Origin of the sequence: Micromonospora sp. RTGN7, from assembly GCF_033804645.1 — a bacterium.
GTDB lineage: Bacteria > Actinomycetota > Actinomycetes > Mycobacteriales > Micromonosporaceae > Micromonospora.
In genome coordinates, this window is the sequence record NZ_JAPZLF010000018.1 from 80,299 (window position 1) to 101,076 (window position 20,778).

The following is a 20,778-nucleotide window of genomic DNA, read 5'->3' on the forward strand; positions in this document are numbered from 1 at the left end:
CGGAAACGGGGGCCGGCGCGGATTTCGCGCGCCGGCCCCCACCGGCATCGGCAGACACCCCGGGCCGAAAACCGGCCACCAGCAGCCCACCCACCGCTATGGTCGCCCGATGCACCCCGCCGTCGACGTCCGGGAACTCACTCCCGACGACCTCACCGCAGCCTGGACACTCGGCCGCCACGCCTTCGGATCCGACCCCCAACCCCCACCGCACGCCACCACCGACCAGCCCGGCCTGACCCGCTACGGCGCCTTCGACACCACCGGACAACTCCTCGGCAAAGCCGTCGACCTGCACCACGACCAATGGTGGAACGGCCGCCCCGTCACCGCCGCCGACGTCGGCGGCGTCGCCGTCGCCCCCGCAGCCCGCCGCCGCGGCGTCGCCCGCGCCCTACTCACCGGCCTCCTCCGCGGCGCCCACGACCGCGGCGCCGCCGTCAGCGCACTCTTCCCCACCACCACCGCCGCCTACCGCGCCTGCGGCTGGGACGTCGCCGGCGCCCTACGCACCCTCGACATACCCACCGCAGCCCTACCACCCCACCGACCCCCACCCCACCTGACCGTCCGCGACGGCGGCCCCGCCGACCTACCCGCCGTCACCGACCTCTACGAACACGTCGCCCGCCACCGCCGCGGCCTCCTCACCCGCCGCGGCCCCCTCTACGACCACCCCACCGACGCCCTGCCCACCGACGGCCTCACCCTCGTCGAACAAGACGGCCACCTCGTCGGCTACGCCACCTGGAACCGCGGCCGCGGCTACGGCCCCGACGCCGTCCTCACCGTCGACAACATCCACGCCACCACCACCGACGCCGCCCGCACCCTCGTCGGCCTCCTCGCCACCTGGGCCAGCGTCACCCCCACCCTGCGCCTGAGCCTGCTCGACGGCGACCCCATCACCGCCCACCTACCCATCGAAATCGCCCGGGAACACCACCGCGACACCTGGATGCACCGACCCGTCGACATCACCCGCGCCATCACCCAACGCGGCTGGCCCACCCACACCCACGGCACCACCACCTTCACCCTCCACGACGACCTCGCCGACTGGAACACCGGCACCTGGCGCCTCGACATCGCCGACGGCACCGCCGAACTGCACCGCACCACCACCGACACACCCCTACACCTGACCGTCCGCGGCTTCGCCCAGCTCTACACCGGCGCCAGCAACGCCGAAACCCTCCAGCACGCCGGCCTGCTACACACCGACGCCACCGCTGACCCCCGCCCCCTCGACCTGCTCGCCGCCGCCGGCCCCGCCCACCTGCACGACTACTTCTGACCCCCACACACCACCGCGCCCCCGCCGCTGTTGCGACGGGGGCGCGGTGGGGGACAGGCACACCTGCCGACGGATCAGCCAGCCTCCCGCAACTCCGCCAACCGCGCCTCAATCTCCGCCAACTCCGCCCGCAACCTCCCCGCCTGCTGCTCCGCCTCCGCCCGCTCCGCACCCATGATCTGCTCCACCGCCTCCTGCACCCCCGGAACATCCACCAACGCCACCATCCGCAACGCCTCCGCCGGCTTCACCACATACGGCTTCGCCAACGACTTCGCGCCCTGCTGCGCCGCCACCGTCCACTCACCATCGGCGTACGCCAACGTCACCGTCAACCCCGCCGGCCCCTTCGCCTTCACCGCCTTCACCGGCCGCCGCACCGGCTTCGACTCCACCTGCTGCTCCACCCTCGGCTCCTCCCGCCGCGCCGCTGGCACCCGCGGCGTGTCCAGCACGAACTCCGGCTCCGGCGCCACCACCGGCGGCTCCGACTCCGACTCCGGCTCCGGCTTCACCTCCGCCACCTTCCGACCCGCACCCCGCGGCGCCACCGCCACATCGGCGGGGGAGAACGGCAACTCGTCACGACCGAACCGCACCACCACGAACTCGTCGGACACCGACGGATCAGTCAACTCCACCACCTGACCCACCTGACCGGCGACCTGCCCCGCCGACGAGGTGAACACCACCCTCGGCTTACGTCCGGCAGCCAATGCCTCCCGGATGTTCTGCACCTCATCACTGGACAAACCCTGGCCCGCGCCCATCACAACCCTCTTCCGTACACCTGTCTGATTCCTGCCTTGATACCAGCACGCTCCGACACCCGGAAGATCAACCCCCCAACGCCCGCAACGCCCGGTCCGCGTGCTCGTTCATCCCCAACTCGCTGTGCACCACCTCCACCACCCGCCGGTCGGCACCGATCACAAACGTCATCCGCCGCGTGCTCAACGGCCCCAACGGCAGCCGCCGCAACACCCCTAACTGCCGCGCCACCACACCCTCGGAGTCCGACAACAACGGATAGTCGAACCCGTGCAACCGGGAGAACTCCGCCTGCTTCTCCACCGAATCCCGACTGATCCCCACCCGCGAAGCCCCCACCGCCGCGAACTCCGCCGCCAGATCCCGGAAGTGACAGCTCTCCGCCGTACACCCCCGCGTCATCGCCGCCGGATAGAAGAACAACACCACCGGCCCCGACACCAGAAACTCCGACAACCGCCGCGGCACCCCCGACTCGTCGGGCAACTCGAAATCCTCCACCACGTCACCGACCCGCACATCTGCCACCTCGACCACCCTCCACACAGCCCGCGTCCCGACGCCGGCAGCGTAAGCGATCACCGGTGCCACCGCGCTGCCCACCACCGCCCGCCCCCACCGGTAACCTCACCACCACCACGGGGAAGGAGTAACCCATTGAACCCGGTCACCATCATCACCGGCGCAAGCCGAGGCATCGGCGCCGCCACCGCCCGCCGCCTCGCCCACGACGGCCACCACATCGCCATCGGCTACCGCCACGACCACGACGCCGCCAACGCCGTCGCCGCCGACATCCGCGCCACCGGCCGCCACGCCGTCGCCGTCGCCGCCGACACCCGCGACCCCGACGCCATCACCCGCCTCTTCGACGCCGCAGCCGACCTCGGCCCCCTCACCGGGCTGGTCAACAACGCCGGCGTCACCAGCCCCATCGGCCCGTTCACCGACCTGCACCCCGACGACCTGCGCCACGTCGTCGACGTCAACCTCATCGGATACGTCCTCTGCGCCCAACAGGCCGCCCGCCGCCTCACCCACGGCGGGGCCATCGTCAACGTCTCCTCCGCCGCGGCCACCCTCGGCAGCCCAGGGGAGTACATCCACTACGCCGCCGTCAAAGCCGCCACCGACACCCTCACCATCGGCCTGGCCAAGGAACTCGCCCCCCACGGCATCCGCGTCAACGCCGTCGCTCCCGGCATCATCCGCACCGACCTGCACGCCCACTCCGGCGAACCCGACCGCCCCGACACCGCCGCCGGCCGCATCCCCCTCGGCCGCGCCGGCGAACCCGACGAGATCGCCGCCGCCATCACCTGGCTACTCAGCCCCGACGCCAGCTACACCACCGGCACCGTCCTCCGCGTCTCCGGCGGCCTCTGACCAGGCACCCTTTCAGCGGCGGGCCCGCCACCGCTTGGCGCGCAGCAGGTAGCGCAGCACCCCGACCGGGCCCGTCGAGGCAGGCCAGTTGTCGGTACGGAAGTAGGCGTCGGCCCCACCGTCCAAAAAACCACCGAGCCGCAGAGGAAGTCGGCGGCCGGCGACAGCACGAACGCCACCCACTCGCCGACGTCCGCCGGCTTACCGTGTCCGCCGATCGGCACAGCCAACTGCTCGACCGCCGCCTTCTAGCCCCGGGCCATCTGCTCATCATGGTGCCCGCTGCGGTCAACGCGGGCCGCCAGCCGCTCGGACCCTGGGCCGCTCCGTCAGCCCGTGAACAACTTCGCCGCCGTCAGCACCGTCTGCACCACCCCGTACCCCAGCAGCGCAGCCACCACCAACCACGAGATCCACAACCGACCCACCTGCCCGGACGGACCCTTCCTCATCGCGCCATCCCTCCTTCCACCCCTTCCGGGGCGACGGACGCCGGCTCGTGGAACCGCTCCGGCACCGGCCGCACCAGCAAGTTCGCCACGAACCCCACCGCCAGCACCACGACCATCGTCAACAACGCCGGCCGGTATCCCGCCGCCGTCAGCGTCCCCGGCTCACCCTTCGCGTCCAGGAACCCGTTGACGATCAACGGCCCGGCGACCCCCGCCGCCGACCACGCCGTCAACAACCGGCCGTGAATCGCTCCCACCTGGAACGTGCCGAACAGGTCCCGCAGGTACGCCGGCATCGTGGCGAACCCACCCCCGTAGAACGACAGGATCACGCACGCCAACAACACGAACAGCGCCGTCGCCACCTGCCCGAACAACGCCAGCAGCAGGTACAACACCATCCCCACGCCCAGGTACACCATGTACACCGGCTTGCGGCCGATCAGGTCCGACGCCGACGACCACACGAACCGGCCGCCCATGTTGAACAGCGACAGCAGCCCCACGAAACCACCCGCCGCGGCCACCGACACCGCCGACACGCCCCCCTCGCGGAAGAAGTCCTGGATCATCGGGCTGGCCTGCTCCAGGATGCCGATCCCGGCGGTCACGTTGCAGAACAGCACCACCCACAACAGCCAGAACTGCCGCGTACGCACCGCGTTCGCCGCCGACACGCTCGCCGTGGTCACCATCGGCTTCGCCGTCGCCCGCGCCGGGTCGAACCCCGCCGGCCGCCAGTCCGCCGCCGGCACCCGCACGTTCGCCACCCCGAACATCATGATCACGAAGTAGCCGATCCCCAGCGTCACGAACAGCCACACCAGCGCCGACCCCGACGCCGTCGAGCCCGCGTTCCCCGGGTTGTAACCAGGGTCGAAGAGCGACAGCAGCTGCCGGGACAGGGGAGAGGCCACCATCGCGCCACCCCCGAACCCCATGATCGCCAACCCGGTCGCCAGTCCCGGCCGGTCCGGAAACCACTTGATCAACGTCGACACGGGGGAGATGTAGCCGATTCCCAACCCGATCCCGCCCAGCACCCCGTACCCCAGGTACAACAGCCACAACTGACCCGCCGCGATCCCCACCGCACCCACCAGGAACCCCATCGCCCAGAAGCACGCCGAGACGAACATCGCCTTACGCGGCCCGTTGCGTTCCACCCACGTGCCGGCGACGGCCGCCGACAACCCCAGCATCACGATCGCGATGCTGAAGATCACCCCGATCGCCGTCTGGCTCGCGTCGAAGTGGGCGATCAGGGAGTTTTTGTACACGCTGGTCGCGTAGACCTGCCCGATGCAGAGATGGATCGCCAACGCCGCCGGCGGAATCAGCCAACGGCTGTACCCCGGTGGCGCGACGGTGAATCGACGATCGAGTGCGGAGAGCATGTTGCCTTCTTCCCGAAAGTTGGCGAAGAACTCTCCGCCTCACGTTTTGTTCCGCACGCCCTCGGACCAGCCGTGTACGGGGCACAAGGCGGGTGAGTCGACGCACGGCGGCGACAGGCGCGTCGGCGACGGCGATCGAACACGCACTACCTGGCGGCGCGGCTGCTCGTACGGCGGATGCCGCCGCCTGTGGTCGTCGGCCGCACGCAGACCCAGCGGACTCTTCGACGAACTGGACAGTGCCCTTCGAGGGGTGACGCGTTCGGACGGCAGTCCCGGCGTCCGAAGCAGCTCCAGTATCCGATTCGATAATCCACATTATGTAAAGTAGAACTTTCCGGGGCCTCCTCCGGAAGCGGTTCGCCCTCGGCGGCGCCCGTGCCGCACCCGACGGCCGGAACGCCCGACACCGACGCCACGGGCGCCCCCGGGCGGTCTCGGCCCGTACGGACGGCGCGGCGACGAGCGCTTCCGGTCGACTGACCACCTGAAGCCGGCCGAGCAGGTCCGGCGGCCTTCCACCGGCCCGCTCGGCGGCGCTGACGCCAGATGCCTCTCCGGGGACGCCGGTCGTCCCGCCACCCGCCTTCGGCAGGTCCATCCCAGTGGCGCTCCATCGCCGAGCCCCGGCCGCCCCCAACGGACGGGACCGACTCCGCTCCCCCTTCGCAGGACTCGCCGACAACCCGAAAATCATGCATAATATCCCTTATGCATGACAAGCAGGACGAATCGGCAATAGGGCTGATCGAGGAGTTCCTGACCGCCCGCGCCACTCGCAAGCCGTCCCCGCACACGCTGGAGGCCTACCGCCGGGACCTGCGCACGGTGGCGGCCCTGGCCGCCGAGGGTGCCGCCCCTCCCCTGCCGACGGAGGCCCTGGCGGTGACCGCCCTCTCCCCCAGGGTCATGCGGGCGGCGTTCGCCCGGTTCGCCGCTCCCCGCGCCGTGGCGTCGGTGCACCGGGCCTGGTCGACGTGGAACAGCTTCTTCTCGTTCCTGGTCGCCGAGGGGGTGGTGGCGGGTAACCCGATGCCGGCGGTGGACCGGCCGCGCGCTCCGCTCCCCCAGCCCAAGCCGTTACTCGGCGAGGACACCCCGGAGCGGTTGCTGGCGGCGGTGTCGCGGGAGGACGGTCGGCAGCGGGACCCGTGGCCGGAGCGGGACGTGGCGGTGTTGGCGTTGGCGCTGTGCGCGGGGCTGCGCCTGTCGGAGCTGCTGGCGTTGCGGGTCGCTTCGCTGGTGGGGCGGCCGGGTGAGCGTCGGGTCGACGTGACGGGCAAGGGGGGCCGGCCGCGGGTGGTGCCGATCGAGCCGGAGCTGGACCGGGTGCTGGTGGCGTACGTGGACAGCCGGGTGCGGCGGTTCGGGTCGCGGTCGGTGCGGCCGGATTCGCCGTTGCTGATGGACCGGCGGGGTGAGCCGCTGCGGCGGGGTGGGTTGCAGTACCTGGTGGAGTCCTGTTATCGGCGGGCGGGGGTGGTCGACCGGGTGCCGCGTGGGGCGCAGTTGCACGCGTTGCGCCACACGTTCGCGACGCGGTTGGCGGAGGACGGGGCGAGCGCGGCGGAGATCATGCGGTTGTTGGGGCATGCGTCGTTGGCGTCGTCGCAGACGTACATCGAGGTGACGGCGGGTCAGCAGCGGGCGGCGGTGCGGTCGAACCGGACCAACCGGGCGTTGGTGGGTTTGGTGTCGGTGGAGGGTGTGGCGCGGTCGGTGGGGTGACCGGTGGGTGTGGGTGTGGCAGGGTGGGTACGCGACTGGCGGCACCGGGGATGGGTTTGACCATCGGGGAGCTCGTCGCGGGGGTCGTCCGCCTGGGCTCCCGCGGACGAGGTGGTGTCATGTCTTCTTCCTCTTCTTCTTCGGTTTCTGCGGGTGCGGCGCGGTTGTTGCCGGGTGCTCCGGTGGCGCGGCAGGTGTTGGGTGAGGTGGCGGCGGAGGTCATCCGGTTGCGGGCGGCGGGGGTGACGCCGTCGTTGGCGACGGTGTTGGTGGGTGACGACGACGCGAGCGCCGGTTACATCCGAATCAAGCAGCGGCAGGCCGCGGAGTTGGGTTTCGCGTCGCCGCATGTGCATCTGTCGGCGTCGGCGTCGCAGGCCGATCTGCATCGGGTGATCGAGGACTTCAATGCCGATGGTGGGGTGCACGGGGTGTTGGTGCAGCATCCGGTTCCGGGGCATCTGGACTATGACCGGGCGTTGCAGGTGCTTGATCCGGACAAGGACGTCGACGGTATGCATCCGGTGAACATGGGGCGGTTGGCGTTGGGGTTGCCGGGGCCGTTGCCGTGTACGCCGGCGGGGATCGAGGCGTTGTTGGCGTTCCATGGGGTGCCGGTGGCGGGTCGTGAGGTGGTGGTGTTGGGGCGGGGTGCGACGTTGGGGCGGCCGTTGGCGATGTTGTTGGCGCAGAAGCGGCCGACGGCGAACGCGGCGGTGACGGTGGTGCACACGGGGGTGGCGGACTGGCCGCGGTACACGCGGCGGGCGGAGATCCTGGTGGCGGCGGCGGGGGTGCCGGGGATCGTGCGGCCGGAGCATGTGCGGGTGGGTGCGGTGGTGGTGGGTGGTGGGGTGCGGTATGAGGGTCGGCGGTTGTTGCCGGATGTGGATGAGTCGTGTGCGCGGGTGGCGGGGGCGATCACGCCGCGGGTCGGTGGGGTGGGGCCGACGACGGTGGCGATGTTGTTCCGCAATGCGGTGGCGGCGGCGCGGGGGGCGGCGGCGCGGGGTTGACGTAGTCACCGGGGGCCTGCGGTGTGATCGGGTGGCGGGGTGGTGGTGCCTGTACCACCCGAATGTTCTTTTCCCTCCGAGTTCGCTGACCGTTGTGGTGCGGCGGCGGCCGGTGGCCGGTCGTGCCGCGGCCTGAGGGGGCTGTCCCGGTGTTCGTGCGGTTTCAGCCGAGGTCGACCACGAGGGGGCGGTGGTCGGAGATGGTGGTGGCGGGGGTGGTGACGGCGGTGACCGGTGGGAGGCGGTGGCGGTGGTCGCGGTCGGCGAGGATGTGGTCGAGTTGGACGCGGGGGTGGGCTGCGGGGTAGGTGGGGCGGCGGCCGAGTGGGGTCCAGCCCGAGACGAGCCTGCTGAGGCCGGCGGGGAGGTTGAGGTCGCCGAGGAGGATGCGGGGGGCGGGTAGGGCGCGGAGGGCGCGGATGGTGTGGCGGAGTTGGTGTGCGTTCCAGCCGGGGACGAAGGACAGGTGGGTGGCGGCGACGGTGATGTCGCCGTGGGGGGTGTCGAGGACGGCGGCGAGGACGACGCGGGGTTCGTCGCGCAGGAGGGTGAGGCCCCGGCCGGGGATGTAGGCGGGTGAGCGGAGGGGTGCGGGTTCGAGGCGGGTGATCTGCCAGGTGCGGACGGGGTGGCGGCTGATCAGGCCGATGCCGTAGCAGGGTTCGCCGTGTCCGTCGTCGTCGTGGCGTAGGGGGCGGAACTGTTCGCCGGGGGTGCCGACGATGGCGGCGGCGAAGCGGTGTTCGGGTGCGTGGAGGGCGCGGGCGGCGATGGCGGTGAGGTCGAGGTTCCCGCTGCGGGTCTGGTCGCGGTCGACTTCCTGTAGGGCGAGGACGTCGGCGTCGAGGGCGGTGACGGCGGTGGTGAGCCGGTCTGGGTCGACGAGCCCATCGGTGAGGGATCGGCCGTGGAGCAGGTTGAAGGTGGCCAGGCGCACTCTTTGCACCTTACGTGGGTCGTGGGAGGGTTGCCGGATGTTGAGGGTGTTGGTGTGTTCGATGGTCGTGTTTGTGGTGGTGGGGTGGGCGGGGTTGTGGTTGCGGCGTCGGCGGGGGCGGTAAGGGTGGGCCCGGGGGGTGATCCGTTTGGCCGAGCGCGCTGGTTTCGTCTTCGAGGAACGCGAGGAACGCGAGGAACGCGAGGAACGCGAGCCGGACGGGATGCAGCGGTGGGTGAGGCGGGACACAGGGGTTCTCGGTAGGTGGGCCGGCCTGCGGTCGGGTGGGCAGAATTACCGCCCGTGGATTTCTTGTCGCTGACCACGCTGCTCGCCGCGGCCGCCATGGCTGGTTGGGTCGACGCGGTGGTGGGTGGTGGTGGGTTGTTGTTGCTGCCGGCGTTGTTGGTGGTGGCGCCGGGGTTGCCGGTGGCGACGGCGTTGGGGACGAACAAGCTGGCGGCGATCGCGGGGACATCGACGGCGGCGGTGACGTATGCGCGGCGGACGAAGGTCGATTGGGCGGTGGCGGGGCCGTCGGCTGCGTTGGCGGTGGTGACGGCGGGGGTGGGTGCGGCGTTGGCGGGGCTGGTGCCGGCGTCGGCGTACCGGCCGGTGGTGTTGGGGGTGTTGGTGGCGGTGGCGGTGTTCGTGGTGGCGCGGCCTCGGTTGGGGGTGGTGGCGCAGCCGCAGCGGCGCACTCGGGGGCGGGTGGTGGCGGTGGTGGCGGTGGCGGGGTTGGGTGTCGCGGCGTACGACGGGTTGATCGGTCCGGGTACGGGGACGTTCCTGGTGGTGGCGTTCACGGTGTTGGTGGGTGCGGATTTCGTGCAGGGGTCGGCGATGGCGAAGGTGGTGAACGCGGGCACGAACCTGGGGGCGTTGGTGGTGTTCGCGGCGACGGGGCATGTGTGGTGGTTGTTGGGCGCGGCGATGGCGGTGTGCAACGTGCTGGGGGCGGTGGTGGGTGCGCGGATGGCGTTGCGGCGGGGGTCGGGCTTCGTGCGGGTGGTGTTGTTGGTGGTGGTGCTGGCTTTGGTGGCGAAGTTGGGCTACGACCAGTGGTTGTCCTCCTGACCCCCCGAGGGCCTCGGGGGGTCAGGGCGGGGGGTCAGGCGTGGCGGACGACGTCGTCGTAGTCGAGTCGGGGCAGTCGAGGGAAGGCGTCGGGGCCGGGCTTGCCGAGGTTGACCACGAGCAGGGAGCGCCAGGTGGTGTCGGTGAAGAACTCGCGGTCGACGCCGTCGGTGTCGAAGCCGGCCATGGGTCCGGCGGCGAGGCCTGCGGCGCGGACGGCGAGGAGCCAGTAGCCGATCTGGAGGGCGGCGTTGAAGCGGGCCATGGTTTCGCGGGCGGGGTCGGCGGCGAAGTCGTCGCGCATCTCGGGTCGGATGGGGAAGGTGCGGTGGGTGAATTCGTGGAAGTGGGTGTCGGCGGCGAGGACGGCCACGACGGGGGCGGTGGCGGTCTTGGCGCGGTTGCCGTCGGCCATGTGGGTGAGGAGGCGTTCGCGGGTTTCGCCGGGGCGGATGTAGAGCACCCGCAGGGGTTGGGTGTTTGCGGCGGTGGGTGGGTACTTGGCGAGGTCGAAGATGGCGCGCAGTTGGGCGTCGGTGACGGGTTCGTCGGTGAAGGTGTTGGCGGTGCGGGCGTCGGTGAACAGTTGGGCCTGGGCGGTGGGGTGGAGGGCGATCAGGTCGGGCGTGACGGTGTCGGTCATAAGTGGTGTTTCCTTCACTCCAGGACTGGATGACTTCTTCGACGGTAGCAGCTAGTTATTTCGAAGTTGATTCGCGGTGGGGGCGCCCGTATCCTGGGTTTCATGACGCTGCGCTCCCCCAACGGCCAGACCCCACGGTCGTGCGACGGGGGCCTGACGCAGGCGTTCGCATTCCTGGGAAAGCGGTGGAACGGGGTGCTGCTGGGGACCCTGGCGCACGGGCCTGCGGGGTTCGCCGAGTTGGCCCGCGCGTTGCCGGGGATCAGCGAGTCGGTGTTGTCGGACCGCCTCGGCGAGCTGGGCCGGGTGGGGTTGGTCTGCCGCACGGTGCGGGAGGGCCCCCCGTTGGGGGTGAGCTACGAGCTGACGGAGCGGGGCGCGGCGGTGTTGCCGGCGTTGGACGCCCTGGCCCGGTGGGCGGACGAGAACCTGCCTGCCGAGAGATGCTCCTCCGGCTGAGCGTGTGATCATCGGCGGATGCCGTTGCGCGCCGAACACGACCGGGTGCTGTTGGGGCGGCTGTTGGGCCGCGATCCGGCGCTGCACGCGTACCAGTTGGGTGACCTGGACGACTTCTTCTGGCCGTACACGTCGTGGTTTCGTCGCGGCGAGCAGGTGGCGCTGCTGTACCACGCCGTGGTGCCGCCGACGTTGCTGGCGTTCGCCGACGCCGCTGGCCGGCGGGAGTTGGCGGCGCTGCTGGCCGAGTTGGCGCCGGTGCTGCCGGCCCGGCTGTACGCGCACCTGTCCCCCGGCCTGGCGCCGGTGCTGGATGGCTGGTTCGAGGTGGTCGACGGTGGCCGGCACGTCAAGATGGCGTTGACCGACCGGGGGCGGCTGGCGGCCGCGGTCGGTGAGGGGCAGCCGCTGGGGGCGGCCGACCTGCCGGAGCTGACCGAGCTGTACGCGGCGGCGTACCCCGGTAACTGGTTCGATCCGAGGATGCTCGACACCGGCCAGTACGTGGGGGTGCGCCGCGCCGGGCTGCTGGTGGCGGTGGCCGGGGTGCACGTGTATTCCCCGACGTGGCGGGTGGCTGCGCTGGGCAATGTGACCACCCGGGTCGGCTACCGGGGTCGGGGGCTGGCCCGTGCGGCCGTGGCGGCGCTGTGCCGCCGACTGGTCGGGCGGGTCGACCAGGTGACGTTGAACGTCAGGGCGGACAACGTGGCGGCGGTGCGGCTGTATCGGGGGCTGGGGTTCACCGCGGTGGCCGAATACGGCGAGTACGCGTTGACCGCGCGTTCAGCGGTGCCGGGTGGGTGAGTCGAATCGGCCGGCGCGGATCTGGCGCAGCGCTTGCCGTCGAATGTCCCCGGTGAGGGTGTCGACGTAGAGGCGCCCGGCGAGGTGGTCGGTCTCGTGTTGCAGGGCGCGGGCGAGGAATCCGCTGCCGGAGATGGTCAGCGGCTCGCCGTGCTGGTCGAAGCCGTGGGCGGTGGCGTGCAGCGCACGGTGGGTGGGAAAGTACAGCCCGGGGATGGACAGGCAGCCCTCGTCGTCGTCCTGGGGTTCGTCGGACAGTTCCAGCGTCGGGTTGATCAGGTGGCCGCGGTGGCCGTCGGCGTCGTAGACGAACACCTGGGCGCTCACGCCGATCTGCGGGGCGGCGACGCCGGCGCGGCCGGGGGCGCCGAGCAGGGTGTCCATCAGGTCGCCGACCAGGGCGCGCAGGTCGGCGTCGAAGCTGGTCACCGGTTCGCAGGTGGTGCGCAGCACGGGGTCGCCGATGATCCGGATTGGCCGCATCGTCATGGCAGCAGGTTAGTCGGTGCGTGGCCCGCTGCCGGCGCGGGGTGCGCGGCAGGGGGCTGGGGGCGGGGACGTCGGACCCCCCCTCACTGGGAGCGCTTCCACACCGTCCGGGCCACTGCGCCTCGTCCGTTCAGTGGATTTCCCCCCGACATGTCGTGAGCCTGCTCGATGCGACTCCCGTTCGCTTGGTACTGTGCGTCACTGGTCATGTGAACCATGACACAGTGCCCCCACAGTCCGGAGAATCCGATGTGCCAGCACCTACCCACCTGCCCCTCCGCCGAAGCGACCGACAGGGAAGCCGCCCGGGTCCTGGCCTGCTTCCCTGAGCAGGGCTGGAGCCTGCTCTGCAACGGCGTCATCGCCTTCGAGGACACCGGCGAGCTGCTCCCCGACGGCAGCACCATCGCCCCCCGCCGCGGCCCGGCCCGACACGCCCTCGCCGCCTGAGCAGTTCACCCAGCGTCAACCCGATCCACGCAGGTCGACCACCGGCTGACCCCCCGGTCGGGACCCCCTCCCAGGTCGACGCACCCGCCGGGGCGGCGCGAACCACCGCCCCGGCGCGCCACGTCAGTCCTCGAACGCCTCCGGCGACGGGCACGAGCAGACCAGGTTCCGGTCGCCGTACGCGCCGTCGACCCGCCGCACCGGCGGCCAGTACTTCCCGGCCCGGTCCACCCCCACCGGATACGCCCCCACCGACCGCGGATACGGGTGCGACCACTGGTCACCGGCCGCCATCGCCGCGGTGTGCGGGGCGTTGGACAGGGGATTGTCCCCCGCCGGCCACTGACCGGAACCCACCTTGTCGATCTCCGCCCGGATCGCGATCATCGCCGCGCAGAACCGGTCCAGCTCGGCCAGGTCCTCACTCTCGGTCGGCTCCACCATCAGGGTCCCCGCCACCGGGAACGACATCGTCGGCGCGTGGAACCCATAGTCGATCAGCCGCTTCGCCACGTCGTCCACGCTCACCCCGGTCGCCTTCGTCAACGGCCGCAGGTCCAGGATGCACTCGTGCGCCACCAGGCCCTTGTTGCCGGCGTACAGCACCGGGAAGTGGTGTCGCAGCCGCGCCGCCACGTAGTTCGCCGCCAGCACCGCCACCCCGGTCGCCCGGGTCAGTCCCGCCGCGCCCATCATCCGCAGGTACGCCCACGGGATCGGCAGGATCCCCGCCGACCCGTACGCCGCCGCGGAGATCACCGGACGGCCCACCTCCGGCCGCCGCAGCGGGTCACCCGGCAGGAACGGCGCCAGGTGCGCCCGCACGGCCACCGGACCCACCCCCGGCCCACCCCCGCCGTGCGGAATGCAGAACGTCTTGTGCAGGTTCAGGTGCGACACATCCGCCCCGAACTTCCCCGGCTTGGCGAACCCGACCAACGCGTTGAGGTTCGCCCCGTCGACGTACACCTGCCCGCCGGCGTCGTGGACCTTCGCGCACAACTGCGCGATGCCCGTCTCGTACACCCCGTGCGTCGACGGGTACGTCACCATGATCGCCGCGAGGGCCCCCCGATGCTTGTCGATCTTCGCGTCGAGGTCGACCAGGTCGATGTTGCCGTCGCCGTCGCAACCCACCACGACCACCCGCATCCCCGCCATCACCGCGCTCGCCGCGTTCGTGCCGTGCGCCGACGACGGGATCAGACACACGTCCCGGTGCCCCTCACCGCCACCCCGGTGATACGCGCGGATCGCCAGCAGCCCCGCCAACTCCCCCTGCGACCCGGCGTTGGGCTGCACGCTGACCGCGTCGTAGCCGGTCACCTCCGCCAGCCAACCCTCCACCTGGGCGATCATCTCCCGATACCCGGCGGTCTGGTCCGCCGGCGCGAACGGGTGCAGGTGCGCGAACTGCGCCCAGCTCACCGGCTCCATCTCGGTGGTCGCGTTCAGCTTCATCGTGCACGACCCCAGCGGGATCATCCCCCGGTCCAGGGCGTAGTCGAAGTCCGCCAACCGCCGCAGGTACCGCAGCATCGCCGTCTCCGAGTGGTGGCTGCGAAACACCGGGTGGGTGAGGAAGTCCGACGTGCGCACCAACGACGCCGGCAGCGCCACGTCGACGTCACCGTCGACGCCGTCGACCCCGAACGCCGCCCAGACCGCCGCCAGATGCGCCACCGTGGTCGTCTCGTCGCAGGTGACCCCCACCCGGTCGGCGTCGACGAACCGCAGGTTCACCCCGCGCCCCGCCGCGTCGGTGACCACCCGCTCCGCCCGCCCCGGCACACACGCGGTGACGGTGTCGAAGAACGCGACGTCCGCGACGGCCACCCCACCGGCGCGCAACCCGGCCGCGAGCCGCGCCGCCATGGCGTGGGTACGCGCCGCGATGCCCCGCAACCCGTCCGGGCCGTGATACACGGCGTACATGCCGGCCATCACCGCCAGCAGCACCTGCGCGGTGCAGATGTTACTGGTCGCCTTCTCCCGCCGGATGTGCTGCTCACGGGTCTGCAACGCCAACCGGTACGCCGGGTTGCCGTCGGCGTCGCGCGACACCCCCACCAGGCGCCCCGGCAGCATCCGCTCCAACCCCGAACGCACCGCCAGGTACCCGGCGTGCGGGCCACCGAAGCCCATCGGCACCCCGAACCGTTGGGTGGTGCCCGCGGCCACGTCCACGCCGATCTCCCCTGGCGGACGCAGCAACGTCAACGCCAACAGGTCCGCCGCCACGCACACCAACGCCCCGACCCCGTGCGCCGCCGCGACCAGCGCGGCGTGTTCCCGCACCGCCCCGGACGCCCCCGGGTACTGCAGGTGCAGGCCGAAGAACTCCGCCGGCAACTGCCCGGCGTCGACGTCGACCACCCGCACGTCGATGCCCAACGGCTCCGCCCGGCTGCTGATCACCGCGATGGTCTGCGGCAGCGCGTCGGCGTCGACGACGTACACGTTGCTGCGGCTCTTCGACGCCCGGCGGGCCAGGGTCATCGCCTCCGCCGCGGCGGTGCCCTCATCGAGCATGGAGGCGTTCGCGGTGGCCAACCCCGTCAGGTCGGTCACCATCGTCTGGAAGTTCAGCAGCGCCTCCAACCGGCCCTGACTGATCTCCGGCTGATACGGGGTGTACGCGGTGTACCAGGCCGGGTTCTCCCACACGTTACGGCGGATCACCGCCGGGGTGTGCGTGCCGTGGTACCCCAGGCCGATCATGGACACGGCGACGGTGTTACGCCCCGCCAGGGCCCGCAGCTCGGCCAGGGCGTCGTGCTCGCTGGCCGGCTCCGGCAGGTCCAGGGTGCCGTGCCAGCGGATCACCTCGGGGATCGCGGCGTCCATCAGCTCGTCGACCGAGCCGTAGCCGACGGCCTCCAGCATGCGGCGCTCGTCGGCCGGGTCGGGGCCGATGTGACGGGCGGCGAACTGCTCTACGGTCATGGGTGGCGCTCCCGGAAAGGGTGAGGTCGACAGGTCGGCCTCCCCCTGAGTCACACCCCGGGAAGGGTGCTCCACAGTGCCTGCCCACGGGGTCCTTCTGCCTGAGAGGTTCCGGGGAGGAAGCTGCCCCTTCGGCGCCGGCCCGGCTGCACACCGGGTGGTCTCTCCCCCGTGGGTGATCGGCACCATCCACGCTACCAGCGCCGCCGTCACCGGCGGATGTCGTCCCCCGGACGTGGATCAACCCGGCACCGGCGCCGCGCCGGCAGCCCCCACCGCCGGCGCCGGCGCCGCGGTCAGCCGGTCGGCCAGGGCCGGCAGCAACGCACCCAGCGGCCCGTCGACCCGCACGGCGGCATACCCGTCGCCCCGCGTCACCCCCTGGTTGACGATCCCCACCGGGATGCCCCGTTTCGCCGCCCGGATCACGAACCTGCGCCCCGACATCACCGTCAACGACGACCCCAGCACCAGCACCGCCCGGGCCCGCTCGACCAGGTCGAAGCAGCGGGCCACCCGCTCCCGGGGGACCGTCTCCCCGAAGAACACCACGTCCGGTTTCAACACACCGGTGCGGCACCACCGGCAGTCCACGGTCCGGAACCGGGCCACCTCCCCGTCGGCGAGATCGACATCACCATCGGGGTTGACCGCCGCGACCGCCGCGTCGAACCCCAGGTTGGCCTCGCGCAACCGCCCGTCCAACTCCCCGCGGGAGCTGCGGTCACCGCAGCCCAGGCACACCACCTCGTCGAGGCGCCCGTGCAGCTCCACCACCGGCGCCGACCCGGCCGCGGTATGCAACCCGTCGACGTTCTGGGTGATCACCGAATCGACCAGCCCGCCGCGCTGCAGGCGGGCCACCGCCCGGTGCCCGTCGTTCGGAGCCGCCCGGGCGATCATGCGCCACCCCAGGTGACTACGCGCCCAGTAACGCCGCCGCGCCAGCGGATCCCCGGTGAACGCCTGATACGTCATCGGAGTGTGCCGGCGGGCCACCCCGCTGGGCCCCCGGTAGTCGGGGATCCCCGAGTCGGTGGAGAGCCCCGCCCCGCTCAGCACCACCACACCGCCCTCGGCGAGCAGCCCCACCAGCGCTTCGAACGTCTCGGTCACGGCGTCCATGCTGCCTCAGCGGCCACCACGCCGGCGACCGCCCCGCGGCGTGACGCTCCTCGCCGACAACCAGGTGCCGGCCCGCCGCGGAAGCTACGGTGACGGGTATGCGCGTCGTCATCGCCGGAGGACACGGCAAGATCGCCCAACTGCTGCACCGGGAACTCACCGGCCGCGGCGACACCGCCGTCGGGTTGATCCGCAACCCCGAGCACGCCCCGGCGCTACGCGCCGCCGGCGCCCACCCGGCCGTGGTCGACCTCGAACACGCCGACGTCGACCAGGTCGCCGCCCACCTCAGCGGCGCCGACGCGGTCGTCTTCGCCGCCGGCGCCGGCCCCGGCAGTGGCGCCGCCCGCAAGGACACCGTCGACCGGGGTGCCGCCGCGCTACTCGCCGACGCCGCCGAGCGGACCGGCACCCGCCGCTACCTGCTGATCTCCTCCATGGGGGTGGACACCCCGCCGCCCGCCGACGAGGTGTTCGCCGCCTACCTGCGGGCCAAGAAAGCCGCCGAGGACGACCTCACCGGCCGCGACCTCGACTGGACGATCCTGCGACCCGGGCGACTCACCGACGACCCACCCACCGGACGGATCACCCTGGCCCGGCACACCGACCCCGGGGCCGTCACCCGCACCGACGTCGCCCGGGTCCTCGTCGCCCTGCTCTACCACCCGGGCAGCGCCGGCGCGGTCCTGGAACTCGTCGGCGGCAACACCCCGATCGCCGACGCTGTCGCCGCCGTCGACCACCCCTGACCGGCCCTCAGCCGCCCACGGCCCGCCGCAACTGCTGACTGGCCGCCCCCGCCGCCGCCGCGTCGGCGCGCAACTGTTCCCCCTGCGCCGACAGGTACCCCTGCCACTGGCTCAGATGCTGCTGCGCCGTGGCCACCACCGCCAACAGCGTCTCGTGCCGCGCCTCCCACTCCCGCACCTGCCGCTGCAGGTCCTCCGACCGCGACCCCACCGCCTGTGCCGGCACCGAGTCGGCCCGCCGATGCGCCTCGGCGAGGATCTCCTCGGCTTGCCGCCGCGCGTCGGCGATGATCTCCGCGCCCTCCTCGCTGGCCTCACCGATCGTCCGGTTCGCCTCGTCCTGCGCGCGCACCGCCAACTCGACCACCATCGGGTCCGGGCCCGGCGGGGCGACGCTGGGCAACGCCCCGTGCCGCAACATCTCCACCTGCTGCACCAGGCCCTCGTTCTCCCGCCGCAACCGCCCCACCTCGCCGTCGAGCAACGCGATCCGCTCGTCGGCCGACCGCGCCACATCGGCGATCTCCTCCACCGACATCCACTCGCTGCCCCGGAACCGCCGCGCCTCCACCGCGCCCAACGCCCGAACCGTGTCATCGTGGCGGGCGTCGCCCCGGTCGACGCTCATCGCGCACCCGTCCCGGTGAAGTCCGGCACCCCGGCGGCCACCGCGCCCGCGAGAGGCGGATACAGGGAATGGTCGTAACTCTCGGCCAAGATCCGCCCCTCCGGCACCCCCGAAGCCACCAGGGCGGCGATCGACTCCCGGGTCATCTGCGGGCTGCCGCACACCAACACCTCGGTGTCGTGCCACGGCCCCAACCGCACCGCCGTGTCAGCGGCCGTGCCCACCGCCCCCGACCACTGCCAGCCCACCTCCACCGTCGGCACGTACCGCAACCGCCCACCAGCGGGCCACCCGGCGGCCAACTCCCGCACCGCCCGGTCGTCGTACAGGTCGTCCGGGGCGTTCCCGCCCACCACCAGGGTCGTCTCCCGCCCCGGGCCCTGCCGCAACGCCTCCACCACCGCCCGCAAGGGCGCCAGCCCGGTCCCCCCGGCCACCAACAGCAACGGCAGCTGCGGCGACCGGTCGTACGACGACAACGCCGCCCCCAACGGAGAACCCAACAACACCTGCTCACCCACCTTCAACCGACGAACCAGGTGCGTGGAGAACCGGCCCGCCGCGCGGACGTGGAACTCGATCGTGCCGTCCGGACGTGGCGCGTTCGCCGGCGACAGGTACCGCCACAGGCGAAGGTGCGGCACCTGCACCGGCAACGACTGCCCCGGCCGGTACTCGCACAGGTAGTTCGGGCGCACCGTGAACACGCACACGTCCGCGCGGCGCCGCTGCACCGCCAGGACCTCCGCCTCCCAGTACGGCGGCGAGGACCGCTCCGCCCGCGCCGCGCCCGTCAGCATCAACCGGGTCACCACCTCGTACGCCGCCGCCCACTGCGCCCGCAACTGCGGCGTCCACCGCGGCCCGAGGAACCGCTCCAACGTCGCCAGCAACGCCTGCCCCACCCACACGTAGTGCCACTCCCCCAGCGGCACCTCCCGGCCCTGCCGATCCGCGCCCCGGAACCGGCGGTGGTCGGCGCCCAACCGCTGCGCGAACGCCGCCAACTCCCGCTCGTCGTCGACGTGGGACACGATGTGCCCCAACGCCGCCAGCAGCTTGTCCTCCTGGTACCGCATGTTCGTCGGAAACATCGACCGCGCCTCCGGGGCGATCACGAACAGGGTGGCGTAGAAGTACTTCGCCGCCTCCGGACCCGCCGCGCTGAACTGCGCCCAACTCTGCCGTAACGCCGCGACGTCCATGCCTCAGTCCTCCCGCCCGCGGGCGGCGTCGTGCCGCTGCCGCAGGGTCAGCTCCGCCACACCGTCCGAGCCCCGGCCGCCCTCCGGCGGCCACAGGTTCGGGTTCGGCACCCGGGTGTCGTAGTAACGGTGATGCACGGCGTGCAACGCCGCCCATCCCACACTGCCGTTGAGCCACGACCAGTCACCGTGCACCGGCCGCCCCGCCCGCTCCTCCTGCGCGCAGAACCTCATGAACAGCTCCGACTCGGTGTGCGGATCCGACATCCGCACCCCCGCCTGCCGGAACGAGTGCAACACCGCCTGGTTGATCACCAACGCCGCGTGTTCCCGCCACAACGTGTCCTCCCGCGACGTGTCCAACCCCAAACCCCGCGCCACCGGCAGCAACTGGTCGTAACGGTCCGGGTCAACAAGGTTCCGGGTGCCGATCTCGTCGCTCAGGTAGTGGCCGTTGAACGGGGCGCAGCTGTAGTCCACCCCACCCACCCGCAACCGCATGTTGCTGATCACCGGCACGGCGTGCCACCGCAGTTTCAACTCCTCGAACCACGGATACGCCGGATGCGCCAACGCGACCTCCCGCACCAGGTCCCGCGGCACCTCCACCAGCGTCGGATCCTCGTACGCCGTCTCCACCACCCACGGCAGCACGTCGAACCGGCCCGGCACCGGCGGGATGCGCCACCCACACCGCAACGCCGCGTCCGTCATCGCCACCTGAGCCGGGTCACCCAGCACCGACCCGTCAGCGCACCGGTGCCCGCAGTAGCGGATCAACTGGTCGTTCCAGACCCGCGCCCGCGGACCCACCCCCGGGAGGTCCGGCGCGAACACCGTCATCACCGACTGGATCCGGCCGCTGTTGTCCGCCACCGCCAGGTGCTGCGCCAACTCCCGGGCGATCCCCGCCACCGTCGTCACGTCACGCTGGTCCCGGACCCGTAGACCCGACCACCGCACCCGACCCACGCAACGCGCCGACTGCCGCCACGCGACCTTCGCCCCGTACACCAGCTCCTCGGAGGTGTGTCGGTACGTGCCGGTCAGCGCGATTTCCTCCCGCGCCTGCCCGACCCGCGCGGCCACCCCCGGCAGCCGCCGCTCGGCGTGGAACAGGCGGAGGAACTCCTCCGCCTCCGCGAGGACGTCCGCGACCGGCGGGGACCCGACCCGGGCACCAGGCGCCACCGGGCAACCCGATCCGCCTCCG

At 71.9% G+C, this 20,778-nt stretch carries 21 protein-coding genes and 1 riboswitch; of the genes, 9 read left to right on the forward strand and 12 right to left on the reverse strand.

The features are described 5' to 3' along the window. Positions 1-109: 109 nt before the first annotated feature. The gene (gene eis, locus SNR22_RS23085; protein ID WP_320068730.1) at positions 110-1,297 is read left to right on the forward strand and encodes an enhanced intracellular survival protein Eis; all 1,188 of its coding nucleotides are present in this window, start codon (positions 110-112) and stop codon (positions 1,295-1,297) included. A 74-nt stretch (positions 1,298-1,371) separates the two neighbouring features. Here the strand turns inward: eis and SNR22_RS23090 are convergent, their stop codons facing one another. After that, positions 1,372-2,067 carry a hypothetical protein gene (locus tag SNR22_RS23090; protein ID WP_320068731.1) on the reverse strand — a complete coding sequence of 232 codons (696 nt, stop codon included), beginning with the start codon at positions 2,065-2,067 and terminating at the stop codon, positions 1,372-1,374. A gap of 67 nt (positions 2,068-2,134) precedes the next feature. Then, positions 2,135-2,596: a peroxiredoxin gene (locus tag SNR22_RS23095; RefSeq protein WP_320068732.1), complete on the reverse strand. Its 462-nt coding sequence runs from the start codon at positions 2,594-2,596 to the stop codon at positions 2,135-2,137. Between the two features lie 129 nt (positions 2,597-2,725). On the opposite strand from SNR22_RS23095, the gene SNR22_RS23100 reads away from it, so the two are divergent. Continuing rightward, entirely contained in the window at positions 2,726-3,454 is a 729-nt protein-coding gene (locus SNR22_RS23100; RefSeq protein WP_320068733.1) for a glucose 1-dehydrogenase, read from the forward strand. Between the two features lie 329 nt (positions 3,455-3,783). Here SNR22_RS23100 and SNR22_RS23105 read toward each other — a convergent pair whose 3' ends face one another. Then, the gene (locus SNR22_RS23105) at positions 3,784-3,906 is read right to left on the reverse strand and encodes an MFS transporter small subunit (protein ID WP_320068734.1); all 123 of its coding nucleotides are present in this window, start codon (positions 3,904-3,906) and stop codon (positions 3,784-3,786) included. Next, on the reverse strand, positions 3,903-5,303 hold the full coding sequence (locus SNR22_RS23110) for an OFA family MFS transporter (RefSeq protein ID WP_320068735.1): 1,401 nt from the start codon (positions 5,301-5,303) through the stop codon (positions 3,903-3,905). The genes SNR22_RS23105 and SNR22_RS23110 overlap by 4 nt, the downstream gene beginning before the upstream one ends. Positions 5,304-6,014: 711 nt before the next feature. On the opposite strand from SNR22_RS23110, the gene SNR22_RS23115 reads away from it, so the two are divergent. Both SNR22_RS23115 and SNR22_RS23120 read left to right on the forward strand, forming a co-directional pair. Beyond that, positions 6,015-7,031: a tyrosine-type recombinase/integrase gene (locus tag SNR22_RS23115; RefSeq protein ID WP_320068736.1), complete on the forward strand. Its 1,017-nt coding sequence runs from the start codon at positions 6,015-6,017 to the stop codon at positions 7,029-7,031. Between the two features lie 119 nt (positions 7,032-7,150). Then, positions 7,151-8,047: a bifunctional 5,10-methylenetetrahydrofolate dehydrogenase/5,10-methenyltetrahydrofolate cyclohydrolase gene (locus tag SNR22_RS23120; protein WP_320068737.1), complete on the forward strand. Its 897-nt coding sequence runs from the start codon at positions 7,151-7,153 to the stop codon at positions 8,045-8,047. A gap of 163 nt (positions 8,048-8,210) precedes the next feature. Here the strand turns inward: SNR22_RS23120 and SNR22_RS23125 are convergent, their stop codons facing one another. Next, positions 8,211-8,984 carry an endonuclease/exonuclease/phosphatase family protein gene (locus SNR22_RS23125; protein ID WP_320068738.1) on the reverse strand — a complete coding sequence of 258 codons (774 nt, stop codon included), beginning with the start codon at positions 8,982-8,984 and terminating at the stop codon, positions 8,211-8,213. 303 nt (positions 8,985-9,287) lie between these two features. Here SNR22_RS23125 and SNR22_RS23130 point away from each other — a divergent pair, with 303 nt between their 5' ends. After that, positions 9,288-10,061: a sulfite exporter TauE/SafE family protein gene (locus tag SNR22_RS23130; RefSeq protein ID WP_320068739.1), complete on the forward strand. Its 774-nt coding sequence runs from the start codon at positions 9,288-9,290 to the stop codon at positions 10,059-10,061. A 34-nt stretch (positions 10,062-10,095) separates the two neighbouring features. Here the strand turns inward: SNR22_RS23130 and SNR22_RS23135 are convergent, their stop codons facing one another. Next, on the reverse strand, positions 10,096-10,704 hold the full coding sequence (locus SNR22_RS23135) for a malonic semialdehyde reductase (RefSeq protein ID WP_320068740.1): 609 nt from the start codon (positions 10,702-10,704) through the stop codon (positions 10,096-10,098). Between the two features lie 102 nt (positions 10,705-10,806). Here SNR22_RS23135 and SNR22_RS23140 point away from each other — a divergent pair, with 102 nt between their 5' ends. Continuing rightward, entirely contained in the window at positions 10,807-11,163 is a 357-nt protein-coding gene (locus SNR22_RS23140) for a helix-turn-helix domain-containing protein (protein ID WP_320068741.1), read from the forward strand. Positions 11,164-11,181: 18 nt separating this feature from the next. Then, positions 11,182-11,970: a GNAT family N-acetyltransferase gene (locus tag SNR22_RS23145; RefSeq protein ID WP_320068742.1), complete on the forward strand. Its 789-nt coding sequence runs from the start codon at positions 11,182-11,184 to the stop codon at positions 11,968-11,970. Here SNR22_RS23145 and def read toward each other — a convergent pair. Continuing rightward, entirely contained in the window at positions 11,950-12,459 is a 510-nt protein-coding gene (gene def / locus SNR22_RS23150) for a peptide deformylase (RefSeq protein WP_320068743.1), read from the reverse strand. The two genes, SNR22_RS23145 and def, sit on opposite strands and share 21 nt — an antisense overlap. Positions 12,460-12,708: 249 nt before the next feature. On the opposite strand from def, the gene SNR22_RS23155 reads away from it, so the two are divergent. Continuing rightward, the gene (locus tag SNR22_RS23155) at positions 12,709-12,909 is read left to right on the forward strand and encodes a DUF5999 family protein (protein ID WP_320068744.1); all 201 of its coding nucleotides are present in this window, start codon (positions 12,709-12,711) and stop codon (positions 12,907-12,909) included. A 123-nt stretch (positions 12,910-13,032) separates the two neighbouring features. Here the strand turns inward: SNR22_RS23155 and gcvP are convergent, their stop codons facing one another. Both gcvP and SNR22_RS23165 read right to left on the reverse strand, forming a co-directional pair. Next, a complete protein-coding gene (gene gcvP / locus SNR22_RS23160) occupies positions 13,033-15,855 on the reverse strand; it encodes an aminomethyl-transferring glycine dehydrogenase (protein WP_320068745.1) in 2,823 nt (940 codons plus the stop codon). A 79-nt stretch (positions 15,856-15,934) separates the two neighbouring features. Next, positions 15,935-16,035, reverse strand: a riboswitch (glycine riboswitch). A gap of 60 nt (positions 16,036-16,095) precedes the next feature. After that, complete coding sequence (locus SNR22_RS23165; protein ID WP_320068746.1) at positions 16,096-16,980, reverse strand: NAD-dependent protein deacetylase; 885 nt, start codon at positions 16,978-16,980, stop codon at positions 16,096-16,098. Positions 16,981-17,078: 98 nt separating this feature from the next. Between SNR22_RS23165 and SNR22_RS23170 the strand changes: the two genes are divergently transcribed. Next, positions 17,079-17,732 carry an NAD(P)H-binding protein gene (locus SNR22_RS23170; protein ID WP_320068747.1) on the forward strand — a complete coding sequence of 218 codons (654 nt, stop codon included), beginning with the start codon at positions 17,079-17,081 and terminating at the stop codon, positions 17,730-17,732. A 7-nt stretch (positions 17,733-17,739) separates the two neighbouring features. Here the strand turns inward: SNR22_RS23170 and SNR22_RS23175 are convergent, their stop codons facing one another. Genes SNR22_RS23175 through SNR22_RS23185 form a run of 3 tightly spaced genes read right to left on the reverse strand, consistent with a single transcriptional unit; the run spans position 17,740 to position 20,756 of the window. Continuing rightward, positions 17,740-18,360 (reverse strand): hypothetical protein, encoded by a 621-nt coding sequence (locus tag SNR22_RS23175; protein WP_320068748.1) that lies wholly within the window; start codon positions 18,358-18,360, stop codon positions 17,740-17,742. Further along, on the reverse strand, positions 18,357-19,565 hold the full coding sequence (locus SNR22_RS23180) for a globin domain-containing protein (RefSeq protein WP_320068749.1): 1,209 nt from the start codon (positions 19,563-19,565) through the stop codon (positions 18,357-18,359). Before SNR22_RS23180 ends, SNR22_RS23175 begins: the two co-directional genes overlap by 4 nt. Positions 19,566-19,568: 3 nt before the next feature. Continuing rightward, complete coding sequence (locus tag SNR22_RS23185) at positions 19,569-20,756, reverse strand: nitric oxide synthase oxygenase (RefSeq protein ID WP_320068750.1); 1,188 nt, start codon at positions 20,754-20,756, stop codon at positions 19,569-19,571. Between the last annotated feature and the right edge of the window lie 22 nt (positions 20,757-20,778).

What these genes read in the sequence shown, in the direction of transcription:
- SNR22_RS23120 (WP_320068737.1), top strand. Translation starts at nt 7,151, where the DNA reads ATGTCTTCTTCCTCTTCTTCTTCGGTTTCTGCGGGTGCGGCGCGGTTG.
- gcvP (WP_320068745.1), bottom strand. Translation starts at nt 15,855, where the DNA reads ATGACCGTAGAGCAGTTCGCCGCCCGTCACATCGGCCCCGACCCGGCC.
- SNR22_RS23165 (WP_320068746.1), bottom strand. Translation starts at nt 16,980, where the DNA reads ATGGACGCCGTGACCGAGACGTTCGAAGCGCTGGTGGGGCTGCTCGCC.
- eis (WP_320068730.1), top strand. Translation starts at nt 110, where the DNA reads ATGCACCCCGCCGTCGACGTCCGGGAACTCACTCCCGACGACCTCACC.
- SNR22_RS23115 (WP_320068736.1), top strand. Translation starts at nt 6,015, where the DNA reads ATGCATGACAAGCAGGACGAATCGGCAATAGGGCTGATCGAGGAGTTC.
- SNR22_RS23105 (WP_320068734.1), bottom strand. Translation starts at nt 3,906, where the DNA reads ATGAGGAAGGGTCCGTCCGGGCAGGTGGGTCGGTTGTGGATCTCGTGG.
- SNR22_RS23180 (WP_320068749.1), bottom strand. Translation starts at nt 19,565, where the DNA reads ATGGACGTCGCGGCGTTACGGCAGAGTTGGGCGCAGTTCAGCGCGGCG.
- SNR22_RS23140 (WP_320068741.1), top strand. Translation starts at nt 10,807, where the DNA reads ATGACGCTGCGCTCCCCCAACGGCCAGACCCCACGGTCGTGCGACGGG.
- SNR22_RS23175 (WP_320068748.1), bottom strand. Translation starts at nt 18,360, where the DNA reads ATGAGCGTCGACCGGGGCGACGCCCGCCACGATGACACGGTTCGGGCG.
- SNR22_RS23170 (WP_320068747.1), top strand. Translation starts at nt 17,079, where the DNA reads ATGCGCGTCGTCATCGCCGGAGGACACGGCAAGATCGCCCAACTGCTG.
- SNR22_RS23110 (WP_320068735.1), bottom strand. Translation starts at nt 5,303, where the DNA reads ATGCTCTCCGCACTCGATCGTCGATTCACCGTCGCGCCACCGGGGTAC.
- SNR22_RS23090 (WP_320068731.1), bottom strand. Translation starts at nt 2,067, where the DNA reads ATGGGCGCGGGCCAGGGTTTGTCCAGTGATGAGGTGCAGAACATCCGG.
- SNR22_RS23155 (WP_320068744.1), top strand. Translation starts at nt 12,709, where the DNA reads ATGTGCCAGCACCTACCCACCTGCCCCTCCGCCGAAGCGACCGACAGG.
- def (WP_320068743.1), bottom strand. Translation starts at nt 12,459, where the DNA reads ATGACGATGCGGCCAATCCGGATCATCGGCGACCCCGTGCTGCGCACC.
- SNR22_RS23145 (WP_320068742.1), top strand. Translation starts at nt 11,182, where the DNA reads ATGCCGTTGCGCGCCGAACACGACCGGGTGCTGTTGGGGCGGCTGTTG.
- SNR22_RS23135 (WP_320068740.1), bottom strand. Translation starts at nt 10,704, where the DNA reads ATGACCGACACCGTCACGCCCGACCTGATCGCCCTCCACCCCACCGCC.